18 protein-coding genes and 1 tRNA gene are annotated in these 12,015 nt (G+C 55.9%); 11 read left to right on the top strand and 8 right to left on the bottom strand.

Features of this window, described 5'->3' with window-relative positions; translation table 11 throughout:
* Positions 1-104: 104 nt before the first annotated feature.
* The 8 genes from ACXAET_RS02820 to ACXAET_RS02785 all read left to right on the top strand — a co-directional run bounded on the left by ACXAET_RS02820 (position 105) and on the right by ACXAET_RS02785 (position 6,071).
* Positions 105-878 carry an isocitrate lyase/PEP mutase family protein gene (locus ACXAET_RS02820; protein ID WP_475180771.1) on the top strand — a complete coding sequence of 258 codons (774 nt, stop codon included), beginning with the start codon at positions 105-107 and terminating at the stop codon, positions 876-878.
* A gap of 122 nt (positions 879-1,000) precedes the next feature.
* On the top strand, positions 1,001-1,450 hold the full coding sequence (locus ACXAET_RS02815; protein WP_068334428.1) for a tellurite resistance TerB family protein: 450 nt from the start codon (positions 1,001-1,003) through the stop codon (positions 1,448-1,450).
* 20 nt (positions 1,451-1,470) lie between these two features.
* The gene (locus ACXAET_RS02810) at positions 1,471-1,908 is read left to right on the top strand and encodes a tellurite resistance TerB family protein (protein WP_475180769.1); all 438 of its coding nucleotides are present in this window, start codon (positions 1,471-1,473) and stop codon (positions 1,906-1,908) included.
* A gap of 5 nt (positions 1,909-1,913) precedes the next feature.
* Positions 1,914-2,636 (top strand): phosphate/phosphite/phosphonate ABC transporter substrate-binding protein, encoded by a 723-nt coding sequence (locus tag ACXAET_RS02805; protein ID WP_475187063.1) that lies wholly within the window; start codon positions 1,914-1,916, stop codon positions 2,634-2,636.
* A 147-nt stretch (positions 2,637-2,783) separates the two neighbouring features.
* Positions 2,784-3,560 (top strand): ABC transporter ATP-binding protein, encoded by a 777-nt coding sequence (locus ACXAET_RS02800; RefSeq protein WP_475180766.1) that lies wholly within the window; start codon positions 2,784-2,786, stop codon positions 3,558-3,560.
* Positions 3,561-3,593: 33 nt separating this feature from the next.
* On the top strand, positions 3,594-4,307 hold the full coding sequence (locus ACXAET_RS02795; protein ID WP_475180763.1) for a transporter substrate-binding domain-containing protein: 714 nt from the start codon (positions 3,594-3,596) through the stop codon (positions 4,305-4,307).
* Positions 4,308-4,380: 73 nt separating this feature from the next.
* Positions 4,381-5,268 (top strand): ABC transporter permease, encoded by an 888-nt coding sequence (locus tag ACXAET_RS02790; protein ID WP_475187059.1) that lies wholly within the window; start codon positions 4,381-4,383, stop codon positions 5,266-5,268.
* The gene (locus tag ACXAET_RS02785) at positions 5,265-6,071 is read left to right on the top strand and encodes an ABC transporter permease (protein ID WP_475180759.1); all 807 of its coding nucleotides are present in this window, start codon (positions 5,265-5,267) and stop codon (positions 6,069-6,071) included. Before ACXAET_RS02790 ends, ACXAET_RS02785 begins: the two co-directional genes overlap by 4 nt.
* Before the next feature lie 104 nt (positions 6,072-6,175).
* On the opposite strand, the gene ACXAET_RS02780 is transcribed toward ACXAET_RS02785, so the two are convergent.
* Both ACXAET_RS02780 and ACXAET_RS02775 read right to left on the bottom strand, forming a co-directional pair.
* Positions 6,176-6,252: transfer RNA gene (locus ACXAET_RS02780), tRNA-His, on the bottom strand.
* A gap of 47 nt (positions 6,253-6,299) precedes the next feature.
* Positions 6,300-6,782: an N-acetyltransferase family protein gene (locus ACXAET_RS02775; protein ID WP_475180757.1), complete on the bottom strand. Its 483-nt coding sequence runs from the start codon at positions 6,780-6,782 to the stop codon at positions 6,300-6,302.
* A gap of 77 nt (positions 6,783-6,859) precedes the next feature.
* Here ACXAET_RS02775 and ACXAET_RS02770 point away from each other — a divergent pair, with 77 nt between their 5' ends.
* Positions 6,860-7,048 (top strand): DUF6324 family protein, encoded by a 189-nt coding sequence (locus ACXAET_RS02770; RefSeq protein WP_068334412.1) that lies wholly within the window; start codon positions 6,860-6,862, stop codon positions 7,046-7,048.
* 3 nt (positions 7,049-7,051) lie between these two features.
* Here ACXAET_RS02770 and ACXAET_RS02765 read toward each other — a convergent pair whose 3' ends face one another.
* Positions 7,052-7,483 carry an MmcB family DNA repair protein gene (locus ACXAET_RS02765; RefSeq protein ID WP_475180754.1) on the bottom strand — a complete coding sequence of 144 codons (432 nt, stop codon included), beginning with the start codon at positions 7,481-7,483 and terminating at the stop codon, positions 7,052-7,054.
* Between the two features lie 115 nt (positions 7,484-7,598).
* Here ACXAET_RS02765 and ACXAET_RS02760 point away from each other — a divergent pair, with 115 nt between their 5' ends.
* Together ACXAET_RS02760 and ACXAET_RS02755 are read left to right on the top strand one after the other, a co-directional pair.
* Entirely contained in the window at positions 7,599-7,913 is a 315-nt protein-coding gene (locus ACXAET_RS02760) for an ArsR/SmtB family transcription factor (RefSeq protein WP_475180751.1), read from the top strand.
* 2 nt (positions 7,914-7,915) lie between these two features.
* The gene (locus tag ACXAET_RS02755; protein ID WP_475180749.1) at positions 7,916-8,341 is read left to right on the top strand and encodes an SRPBCC family protein; all 426 of its coding nucleotides are present in this window, start codon (positions 7,916-7,918) and stop codon (positions 8,339-8,341) included.
* 349 nt (positions 8,342-8,690) lie between these two features.
* Here ACXAET_RS02755 and ACXAET_RS02750 read toward each other — a convergent pair whose 3' ends face one another.
* The 5 genes from ACXAET_RS02750 to ACXAET_RS02730 all read right to left on the bottom strand — a co-directional run bounded on the left by ACXAET_RS02750 (position 8,691) and on the right by ACXAET_RS02730 (position 11,891).
* The gene (locus ACXAET_RS02750; protein ID WP_475180746.1) at positions 8,691-8,987 is read right to left on the bottom strand and encodes a hypothetical protein; all 297 of its coding nucleotides are present in this window, start codon (positions 8,985-8,987) and stop codon (positions 8,691-8,693) included.
* A 59-nt stretch (positions 8,988-9,046) separates the two neighbouring features.
* Positions 9,047-9,529, bottom strand: a complete 483-nt coding sequence (gene nusB, locus ACXAET_RS02745) for a transcription antitermination factor NusB (protein WP_475180742.1) — start codon at positions 9,527-9,529, stop codon at positions 9,047-9,049.
* Positions 9,526-10,077 (bottom strand): 6,7-dimethyl-8-ribityllumazine synthase, encoded by a 552-nt coding sequence (locus ACXAET_RS02740; RefSeq protein ID WP_475180739.1) that lies wholly within the window; start codon positions 10,075-10,077, stop codon positions 9,526-9,528. Before ACXAET_RS02740 ends, nusB begins: the two co-directional genes overlap by 4 nt.
* 2 nt (positions 10,078-10,079) lie before the next feature.
* Positions 10,080-11,201, bottom strand: coding sequence for a 3,4-dihydroxy-2-butanone-4-phosphate synthase (gene ribB / locus ACXAET_RS02735; RefSeq protein WP_475180735.1), 1,122 nt, complete (start codon positions 11,199-11,201; stop codon positions 10,080-10,082).
* Between the two features lie 102 nt (positions 11,202-11,303).
* Positions 11,304-11,891 (bottom strand): riboflavin synthase, encoded by a 588-nt coding sequence (locus ACXAET_RS02730; protein ID WP_475187056.1) that lies wholly within the window; start codon positions 11,889-11,891, stop codon positions 11,304-11,306.
* Positions 11,892-12,015: the final 124 nt, after the last annotated feature.

Here is a 12,015-nt window from a genome sequence, read left to right as displayed (position 1 = left end):
CGGCGGGCGAGTCACTGCATTGTGACGGTGAGCGCAAAAAGAAACTATACGTGCCAGCCGTTTCCACGGATAACTGTCGCCAACACAGCGACAGGAGGCCGGCCATGACCAAACAGATCAAACAAGCGGAGACTTTCGCAGCCCTGCACAAAAAGGGTGACCCGGTAATTTTGTACAACATCTGGGACGCGGGCAGTGCAGGTGCCGTACGCGACGCGGGCGCCAAGGCGATTGCAACCGGGAGTGCCCCGGTTGCTATGGCGCAAGGGTATGGTGACGGTCAGAACATCCCGATCGAAGCCGCCCTTGAGAATGCTCGCCGGATTGTTGCCGCAGTTGACCTGCCGGTCACATTGGATTTCGAAGGCGCGTATGCCGAAGATGTGATGGGCGTTGCGGAAAACACCCAGCGTGCGCTGGAGTCCGGGGTCATCGGCTTTAACTTCGAAGACCAAATCGTTGGAACAAGTGATCTTTATGATACCGAAACTCAGGCCGCACGGGTGCGGGCGATGCGCGAAGGATGCGATGCCGCTGGCATACCGGCGTTCATCAATGCCCGTACCGACATCTTTCTGAAGGCAAAGCCTGATACCCATAACGATGCCATGCTAAACGACGCAATCGCCAGGGCCCGAGCTTATGCTGACGCCGGTGCCAACGGTTTCTTTGCTCCGGGGCTGAGGGACAAGGATATGATTGCCACTTTGTGCGAATCATCGGACTTGCCCGTGAACATCATCGCCCTGCCCGGAACCCCTGATACGGCCACACTGGCATCGCTGGGCGTAGCCCGGATCAGCTATGGTCCCGTTCCATACCGGCACATGTTGACCTGGCTGCAGGAACAAGCAAAAGAAGCGCTTCAAAAGGGGTGATTTCGCTGCAAGTGGTTCGCGCTGAGCGTGTTTCTGCCACCTTAAGGAACGGCTGAATCATTCAAGGCTATGACGGGTAGTCGATGCTTGGCGGGCCACAAAATATGGAATAACCTCAGGGCATGTTAAAGAAGTTCTTTCAGGCCCTGCGCCCACCGCAACACGACAATTTACCGGACCCGGATGCAGAGCTTGCTCTGGGTGCGCTCATGGTTCGCGTTGCGCAGGCGGACCGGGACTATAAATTGGAAGAAATCAGCCTTATCGACAGGATTCTTGCCCGGCTCTATCAGCACAACGCGATCGAAGCCGCCAAGGTCCGCGCCACTTGCGAAAAGCTGCACGCCGCCGCGCCTGATACTGACACGTTCGGCAAATTGATCCGCGAAACCACCGACCTGCACGAACGCCTCGCGGCACTGGACGCCCTGTGGGAGATTGTTCTGGCCGATGGAAACTCGGACGAAGGCGAAATCAAGATCGTGGAGGAGGCGCGCATTGCCATGGGGTTGAGCTTTATGGACAGCCAGTCTGCACGCCAAAGGGTGCAAAGACGCTTGGAAGAGCTTTGAGCCCCATTTATATCTAACTCATGTTTAGTGATTTTCTGTCCCGGCTCACGCGGCCCGACCCCGACCCTCTTCCCGAAGTTGACGCGCGCCTCGCGCTGACGGCACTGCTGGTGCGCATCGCCCGATCCGATAACGATTATGCTGACAGCGAGATGGCGCGAATCGACCGGGTTTGCGTCGAACGCTATGGCCTTTCACCATTCGAAGCCGCTTCATTACGTGCCCGAGCCGAAGATCTTGAGGCCGAAGCCCCCGATACCGTGCGCTTCACGCGCGCTATCAAAGAAGCCGTAGCATACGACGACCGGCTTGCCGTTGTGCAGGCAATGTGGTCGGTCGCACTGGCAGATGGGCACCGTACCGGGGAAGAGGACTCGCTGTTGCGGTTGGTCGTTAGCCTGCTGGGCGTGAGCGATGTTGATTCCGCTTTGGCACGTCAAAAGGCAGCAAAATCGTGATCGCGATGCTGGGCATGTATGACATGCCCCCTTTGCAAGACGCCAACGATCGCTTTTGGGCGTTGATTCGAAATCACCTAGGCTTCGGTCCCGATCACCTGACGCGTGACGCTGACATGTGGGACGTTTGGCTGAGCCCGGACCTTACCTTTGCCCAGACTTGCGGCATGCCCTATCGCACCCGCCTCCATGACAAGGTGCAACTGGTTGGCACACCGGACTATGGGCTAAAGGAATGCCCGGCTGGCTACTACCGATCCATATTCCTGGCGCGCAGGGGTGATCCGCGTGATCTGGACGCGCTTTCGGTCGGTACCTTTGCTTTCAATGACCATCTTTCGCAATCAGGCTGGGCAGCACCGTTGGTTCATTTGGGCGCACGCAGCCAACGTTTGGCCGCGACCGTTGAGACCGGAAGCCATGCGCTGTCTGCGGATGCTGTGGTAGAAGGCAAGGCTGATTTTGCCGCGTTGGATACGCTTACCTGGGAACTGCTCAAGGAACATTCCAACTTGGGGTCCAGCTTGCGTGAGGTTGACGCAACACGCCCCACACCCGCCCTGCCCTACATCACCGCTAGTGGCCAAGACGCGACAGGCATCGCCCATGCCGTGCGCGCCGCGATTGACGACTTGCCTGCTACGGATCGCGAGATGCTGCACCTTCGCGGCCTGATCAAAATTCCAGCAGATGCCTATCTGTCTGTCGCCAATCCGACGGTAAAATAGCCGATCCAAACGCACTGGCTGACCATTTTGAGCAGTACCTTTGGTCAAATTGACGGTTTCGGCACGTAATCATGACAATTGCGCATTGCATTACCATGATTTTTAAGCCCTAGTACCGCACCAACACCGACAACACATGGGCCACCTGTGACAGATTCCTCTCCAGTTATCGAAATCAAAAACCTACACAAGAGTTTCGGCAATCTGGAGGTGCTGAAAGGGGTCGATATTACGGCCAGACGCGGGGATGTCGTATCCCTGATCGGGTCCTCCGGATCCGGAAAATCAACCCTTCTACGTTGCTGCAATCTGCTGGAAGATAGCCAAGAGGGTGAGATACTGTTTAAAGGCGAGCCCGTGCACTGGTCAGGTGAACGGCATAACCGCCGTCCAGCGGATCCAAAGCAGGTTATGCGCATTCGCACCAATCTTTCGATGGTGTTTCAGCAGTTCAACCTTTGGTCCCATATGACCATTCTGCAAAACGTGATGGAAGCTCCGGTGACCGTATTGGGCCGCGACTCAAAAGAAGTCGAAGACAGTGCGCGCAAGTACCTGGACAAGGTTGGTATCGGCGACAAGTGCGACGTCTACCCGGCGCAATTGTCCGGTGGCCAGCAGCAGCGCGCGGCCATTGCGCGTGGTCTGTGCATGGAGCCCGAGGCGCTGTTGTTCGACGAGCCAACCTCAGCGCTGGACCCAGAACTGGAACAGGAAGTAATCAAGGTGATCAAGGATTTGGCTGCCGAAGGTCGTACCATGATCATTGTGACCCACGACATGAAAATGGCGGCTGATATTTCAAGCCACGTCGTATTCCTGCACCATGGCCTGATCGAAGAAGAAGGGTCACCGAAAGATATCTTCACGTCCCCCGAATCCGAGCGACTTCGGGGCTTTCTCTCCGCCACAAAGGCGGCTTAAATTCAGGACAGAAAACTAACTGGGGAGTATCCAATGAAAAAACTAATTCTGACCACTGCAGCCCTGGCGCTTAGCGCGGGCATGGCTATGGCGGAGACCATCCGTCTGGGCACCGAAGGCGCATACGCACCTTGGAACTTCGTCAACGACGCGGGCGAAATCGACGGGTTCGAGCGTGAACTGGGTGATGAGCTGTGCAAGCGCGCCGATTTGGAATGTGAATGGGTCAAAAACGACTGGGATTCGATCATTCCTAACCTCGTTTCGGGCAACTACGACGCAATCATCGCGGGCATGTCCATCACTGACGAGCGTGATGAGGTCATCGACTTCACTCAGAACTACACGCCGCCAGATCCGTCTGCCTATATCGCGATGTCCGATGGTGTTGACCTGTCCGGTGGCGTGATCGCGGCACAAACGGGCACCATTCAGGCTGGCTATGTCGCCGAATCCGGTGCAACTCTGGTTGAGTTTGCAAGCCCCGAAGAAACCATCGCAGCCGTGCGTAACGGCGAAGCAGATGCAGTTCTGGCTGACAAATCCTTCTTGCTTCCGTTTACCGAAGACGGCTCAGGTCTTGTTTTCGTTGGCGACGAAGTACCGTTGGGTGGCGGCGTCGGCATGGGTATCCGTGAATCCGATGGTGAGCTGAAAGAAAAGTTCAACGCAGCCATTCAGTCCATGAAGGATGATGGCAGCCTGAACGAGTTGATCACCAAGTGGGAAGTGTCCTCGACCTTCTAATATTGCACATCGCGGCGCGCCCGCTTTCTCAGGCGCGCCGCCTCTGAGCCCTTGCCCGTCAAGGAGGCCGACCATTTTTTCGTTCTGTACAGATCCCGAAACTCTCGGCACATTCCGTTGGTTTTCATGCTATCTGACCAATGGTGTGCACTGGGTGTTCTACCTGTCTTTTTTCAAGGTTTTACTGCTTCTGGCGATCACAGCTCCGGTTGCACTGGGGTTTGGTTTCCTGGGCGCAATGGCGGCACGGTCGCATGTCCTTCCGCTCAGCCTGCTGGGTAAGGGCTATATCGCCATCGTGCGCGGCGTACCGGATATTGCCTTTTTCATGTTCTTCGTGATCGCGCTGGATCAAGCGTTCGAATGGACACGGCACCAAATTCTGTGCCCCGAATGGACCGACCCAATCCGTCAAGGCAATGACTTCATCGTATGTCAGGCCGCGAAACTGCCACTAGGCAGCGCACCGGAATGGGTACACGAAACTTACGGTTTCTTTCTGGCTGTTATTACTTTTTCCATCGTTTTTGGTGCGTTTGCCGCCAATGTTCTGTTCGGCGGTATGCGCGCCGTGCCCCATGCACAGCTGGAAACGGCCGAGGCTTACGGCATGACCCGCCGACAAACGTTCTGGCGCATTCTCGTGCCGCAAATGTGGGTCTATGCCCTACCCGGCCTGTCGAACCTGTGGATGGTGTTGATCAAAGCAACGCCACTGCTGTTCCTGCTTGGGATCGAAGATATCGTCTATTGGGCACGCGAACTGGGTGCCTTCAAGAACCCGCGCTTCACCCAATACCCGCATGGCGACTGGCGCATGTGGTACTTCCTAGGCCTGCTTGTGTTCTACCTTGGCATGACCCGCGTCTCAGAAATTACTTTGGAAAAGCTGATGCGCCGCTTGTCCCACGGACAGGCAACCTCGGGCGGTGAGTTGCTGCGCAAGGAGACAACCGCATGAGCTGCTTGCAAACAATCCAGGACTACGCCCTGCGCTCAGTCGGAATTGGCGAACGTCTTCTGCCAACAAACGACTTTACCCTTTGCCAGCAGTTCACCCTTATTGGCTCGGGCATGATCTGGAACATCTATTTCGGAATTATGGCACTGGCGACCGGGTTTTTTCTGGCTACGGCCCTGGCCCTTGGCAAGGCGTCCACGAACACATGGCTGCGAAAACCGTCAGAGTGGTTCATCTTTCTGTTCCGAGGCTCTCCGCTGTTCATTCAGTTCTTCTTTGCCTACTTCTTCTTCCTGTCACTTAAGCAGAGCTTGCCATTCCTCGACGCACTTACGTCTGCATGGCTGGGCGCTTTGATCGTGCTGTTTTTCAACACCGCGGCCTACTCGGGTGAGATTTTCTATGGCGCGCTGCGCTCAATCCCAAAGGGCGATATCGAGGCCGCGGATGCCTATGGCATGACCGGTTGGTCGCGGTTCCGTCGGATCATCTGGCCTACAATGCTGCGCCTGGCGTGGCCCGCTTACACGAATGAGGCGATCTTTCTGTTTCATGCCACCACGCTGGTGTTCTTCTCGGCCTTCCCAGTCTGGCAGCAACGGGGCGACGCCCTCTATTATGCCGGTTACTTCGCGGACAAGACGTTCAATCCGTTCATTCCATATCCGATTCTTGCCTTCTACTTCATTCTGCTGACTTTGGTGGTCATCTGGGGGTTCGGAATGGTCAACAAGCGATTGAACAGGCATCTGCCCGAAGCAAATCGCAGTAAAATGCGGCTTAGGCTGAACCTGGCGCGCTAAGTAAAAGCGCGCCAGCCGTCAACTTGGCTGACACCAAATTAATCGCAGAACGGCTAGTGACCGAGCGCTCAAACCGCTCAATTCCCGACGTATTGTGAAGAAGATGGTACCGCCTCCCTGGCTTGAACAGGGGACCTCTGGATCCACAATCCAGCGCTCTAACCAACTGAGCTAAGGCGGCACTCGTGAGGGGCGATTTACCGAACGTGCTCGGGGAATGCAAGGGGATTAAAGCCTAATTTTCCAGCTTTGTTCGACAAGATCGACCCCAAAGGATTGTACAGGTTTGCTGCCTAGCAATTGCCACCCATTCGCGCGGTACAACGCACAAGCCGCACGGTGGCTTTCATGGGTCCACAAGTGCATTTCCGCATAACCCGCACCGCGCGCGAACCCTGTACAGGCGTCCAATAGCCGCTTTCCCAGCCCCTGCCCTCGTGCCTCTGGCACCAACAGGAAAAGCCGCAGCTTTGCAGTTTGTTCATCAAGTTTCACGCAAAAGATGCTACCAAGCCTTTGCCTATCGTGTTCCGCAATCCAACCCCGTTCGCACGAAGGATCATGGCCGGAAACAAAGTCTTCCAGGATTTGCCCGACCAAGGTACCGAACGAAGCATCGAACCCTTCGGCCTGTGCATAAAGCGTTCCGTGTTGCTCAACCAACCAAGGTGCATCGGACGCGCAAAAAGGTCTGATCTGAACGTTTTTCATACTGCACCAAACCTCAAACGCAGCTTGATTCTCAACCCTTTCAAGGTTAGCAAAAACGCTCAGTCCCGGAGGCGAAAATGGGCATCAACACCGAACGCGACATTCAGGCCAACCTGCAGATCGGCCCAACGGATCAAGGCATGATACGTCTTTTCATCGAGGCGGACGGCATTGAAATTCCCATGGATTTCGACCCTGAGGAAGCTGAAGAAATCGCGGACGAGATCCGCGCGGCCGCGCAGGCCGCCCGGGCTGTGAAGGGCTGACCTTTAAACCCGGGGATCGCGCAGGGCCTGCAATCTGCGAGCAGCATCGGTTGCAAATTTCTGCATCATCTTTTTGCGCCTGGCTGGAGCAAGCTTGTCCTCGGGCGCCATACGTATAATTTCCGCGTCATACGCATCAGCAATGATCAGCCCGGTTTCCGCAGGCAAAAGATCCGTCGGAAAGTCTGTGTCGACCGCCCAGAAAAACCGATCACACCACTCAAGATACCCCTGCCACTTGGAATCGGCCTGATAGTCCGCCCGACTGGACTTACACTCAATCACCCAAAGTTCGCCCTTTGGGCCTAAGCCCATCACGTCCACGCGCAACCCACGTGCCGGAACGAATTCCTCAACCGAAACAAAGCCATGCGCCCAAAGATGGCGGGCGACGCCGCGTGCCAGTTTCTGTCCGGGCTGCAATTCCAATGTCATGCTAAGAATGTGAACAATTGGTGAACAAAAGTAAAGTCTACACTTCGCGCTTGACATGATACCTTTTAGTATCACATATATATAATACCAAATGGTATCTTTACCGAGGTGACGAATGCAGACCCTTACCCAAAACGCGTTCCGTGCGCTGGCCGACCCAACTCGTCGGGACATCGTCAAACTGCTAGCGTCAGAGGACATGACAATCGGACAACTAACAGACCGGTTCGACATGACCCGAGCCGCTGTAAAGAAGCACCTGACGGTCCTGTCTGACGGCGGGCTGATCACTGTTGAGGCGCGTGGTCGAGAGCGCATAAACCGCTTGGAACCGCGCGGTATGGCCCCGGTGCTGGATTGGCTCAGCTACTTCGACCAGTTCTGGGATGACCGCCTCAACTCTCTCAAGGAAGCTATTGAAAGGAAATAAAAATGACTAAAGCTGTTTTGCAAAAAACAATCTTTCTGCGGGCCGAACCGGAAACCGTTTGGGCTTTTTTGACTGAGCCTGAACGTTTGTCAGAGTGGTTTCACAAACCCCGGAACACGTTGGTCAAAGGACAAAAACTTGAGATGTACGGAACCACTAGTGGTGACCTTCTCATTTGGGGTGAAGTGCGCGAAGCACGCGCGCCGGAATATCTCGAGTATACCTTCACCGTCAAACCGATGGGAGACGCGGTCAGCGTTGTCAAATGGATGCTTGCCCCCGTCGCGGGCGGGACACGCCTAAGCTTGCAGCACGAAGGATTGCCGCAATCTGCTGAGGCCTTTGATCTGATCCTGGCGCTGGACAATGGGTGGGACGAGCATTTCGGTAAGATGCGCGCCGCCCTACATGAAACAGTTGACGCGTAACCCCTTGTACCAACCCGCCGGACGCCCTAATTAGTCGCTTGGCGGGTTCTGCCCTTCTTGTGACTGGTAGCATTCTGGTGGCCTTAAGCAATTCCGAGGGGGCTGGCTCTGTTCAGGTCCTGGCCTGATTACCTGGCGCCCACCTGTACATACAGGTCCTCGGGAATCACACCGCACGGTTGACTGGTGGTCCCGCCACATTTCAAATCTTACCGCAGCACCAAAACGGGTGTGATGAAACGGCATAGCTGCATCACACTTAGTGAGCGGCAGCGCTTACAGCCACATGGGTGCCCCTAACGCACGTGCATTAAGTGCCAATGAGAGTTTTTGGTCGCCCTTTAAAACGTCAGCTCTGTTCGACCTTCACCGGAGCGGGTTTGAAGTCGACAGCTACAGGTGTTCCACGTCGCGGACCCTGCGGTTTTTCGGCCATGTTCATGATCGCATAGGCAAATTGCACGCCCGCGAAAACGATCCCGTTCATGATCCAGATCATGACCAGCGCGATCAGCCCAATATCCGAACCAGAGATAAGGCTGCGCAAGTTCGCGACGTTCAGCGCAAGAAGGACCCCAACAAAAACGGCTGAGATCACAAAGCCCCAGGCGGTTTGCGTAATGTATAGACGAATAAGCTTGGGCATGATGGGCCTCCTTGAGATCTGAGCACGAGGTTAGCGCATCTAGTGCGGCGGTAAAGGTGTCAGAACGCCTCGGGCTTGGCTTCGCGCGCCATGTGATCCACTACCGCGTTGACAAATTTGGGTTCTTTGCCTTCCGGGAAAAAAGCGCGTGCAACATCAACGAATTCGGTAATGACGACTTTGGGTGGCGTATCGCTTTGGGTCAGTTCTGCCCCTGCCGCGCGGAACGTAGCGCGCAAGGTTGGGTCAATGCGTGCGATCGGCCATTTTGCAACCAGTGCTCGGTCGGTCATCTGGTCGATTGACGCCTGGTAGTTCACCGCATCTTCAACCAGTTTGCGGAAAACGCTGATATCGCCGTCCAGCATCTCTTCGCCCTCATAGACAGCGCCGAAACGGTGATCCAGAAATTCATTCACAACCTGTTCGGTCGTTTGGCCTGACTGTTCCATTTGAAACAGCGCCTGCACGGCGTAAAGCCGGGCGGCGGATTTCATCAGGCGTTTCTGGTTGGCCGGTTTCGGCGCGTCTGTCTGGGTCATGCTGTCGTGGATCCGTTGCTGTCGCCTGCCACAAGGATGGACTCGGACGGAGGTTTGAAACCTACGCCCTTTCTCGAAGCGCCCCACTTACGGCTGAGTGCGATCAGATGCAAGGCCGCAGCGGCTGCACCGCCACCCTTATTCATCTTTTTGGGGTTCGCGCGCACTTCGGCCTGACTGTCATTTTCAACGGTCAGTATTCCGTTGCCGATACAAAGACCTTGCAAACCCATCAACTGAAGCGCGCGACTTGAGTCGCTGCATACGGTTTCATAATGCGTGGTTTCGCCACGAATGACACAGCCCAGCGCGACATAGCCATCGAAATTGCATTGGCGATCTGCCATGGCGATGGCGGTTGGAACTTCCAGCGCACCGGGCACTTCGACCACCTCACATGTGCCGCCCGCGGCTTCGATCTCGGCTTTTGCACCGGCGATCAGGTCATCTGCAATTGCGCGGTAGAACGGTGCCACTACCAGCAACAGCTTCACTGGTTTATCAAAACTTGGGGTCGGCAATACGCCGTGTTTGTCTTGTTCTGCCACGATCAGTCTTCCTTGAGGATGGAGCGGGTGCCGACAATGGACAAGCCAAATGCGTCAAGCCCCAGATATACGGTTTTCGGCGAGTCGGTCAGCAATATCAGTTCCTGAATGCCCATCTTAGACAGGATCTGCGCACCCAGACCGGTTTGTTTGATAGTGCGGGGGCCTTCATCCTCAACCGCATACAGCGAATTGCGCGGCTGGCGGAACAGGCAGACCACGCCGCGCCCTTCATCAGCGATCTTTTCCATCGCGCGCGGTAATTCACGCGACGATTTTGGTCCAAGACCAAGAATATCGGGCGCTTCGTGCAGGGCATGGGTGCGAGTCAGGACCGGTTCGGGCGTGGTTATGTCACCCTTGATCATGACCACGTGTTCGATGCCGTGGGTTTGATCGGTGAAAATTCGCATTTCCCACTCGCCACCATATTCAGACGTGACGGTGCTGCGCGACGTTTCGACCACCAGATTGTCATTGCGCGCCCGGTAAGAGATCAAATCGCTGATCGTACCGATCTTCATGTCGTGTTTCTTGGCAAAGTCCACCAGATCAGGCAGGCGTGCCATAGTGCCGTCAGGTTTCATGATCTCGCAGATCACTCCCGAAGGGTTCAACCCGGCCAGGCGCGAAATGTCCACCGCGGCCTCAGTATGGCCCGCGCGCACGAGAACCCCACCCCGCTTGGCCCTTAACGGAAAGACGTGACCAGGGGTGGCGATATGCGCCATCGTGTTTTGTTCGTTGATTGCCGTCGCCACAGTCAACGCGCGATCAGCGGCAGAAATACCGGTGCTGACGCCCTCACGCGCTTCGATAGATACGGTAAACGCAGTTTCGTGGCGGGACGAGTTATTGACGGCCATCATCGGCAGGCCCAGCGCTTCGATCCGCTCGGCTGTCATCGGCAGGCAGATCAGACCCCGCCCGTGCGTGGCCATAAAGTTAATCGCCTCGGCGTCGGCAAATTCGGCTGGGATCACCAGATCGCCTTCGTTTTCGCGATCTTCGTGGTCGACCAGAATATACATCCTGCCCGCGCGCGCCTCATTGATGATGTCTTCAATCGGGCTGATCGCGTCTCGCAGGTGGGTCTCGACGGGTCCGGGGTTTGCAAAGCTCATGAGGCAGTCTTTCACAGGGCACGTTTGATCGGGTGGATAGACTACCAGAGTGCCAAATGCCAGAGCACATCCGGCATCAGGTTACACCGATGCGACGTTGTTTCAGGACATCTCGGCCAAACGCGCGACGTAGCGAGCCAGAGTGTCGATCTCAAGGTTCACCCTGTCACCCACCGAAACGTCACCCCAGGTCGTGACCTCTTTGGTGTGTGGGATGAAGTTAATTCCGAAATCACAATCCTCGACATCGTTCACGGTCAGCGAGGTACCGTTCAACGCGACCGACCCTTTCGGCGCAATGAAGCGCGCCAGTTCCTTGGGTGCACGCAATGTGACGCGGGTGCTGTCGCCTTCGTCCTGCACCGCCACCACCTCGGCCACGCCATCCACATGGCCCGACACAATGTGCCCGCCCAGTTCATCACCAACCTTCAGAGCGCGTTCCAGATTGACGCGCTTGCCCACCTGCCAGCCATCCAGATTGGTTTTTGAAACCGTCTCGGCACTGATTTGAACGTCATACCAGTCATCACCCAGCGCGATCACGGTCAGACACACACCGTCGCTGGCGATCGAGGCGCCGATATCTATACCGGCAGTGTCATAGTCCGTTTTGATCCGGGCCCGCAGATCGCCCTTCTGATCCAGCTCGGTAACAGTGCCGATATCGGTGACGATCCCTGTAAACATTCCGCTAACCCTTAGTTCCTGATCTGGTCCAGTGTTCTCAGCCGAGGTAAGCGCATGCAGCGCGGCGGGCAAGCCCAACCTTGCCGTGAAAGGCCGAAACAGGCATATTTTCTGAACAACAGGC

The organism is Ruegeria sp. AWH4_226, assembly GCF_056159225.1.
This window is presented reverse-complemented; position numbering and strand designations above follow the sequence as displayed.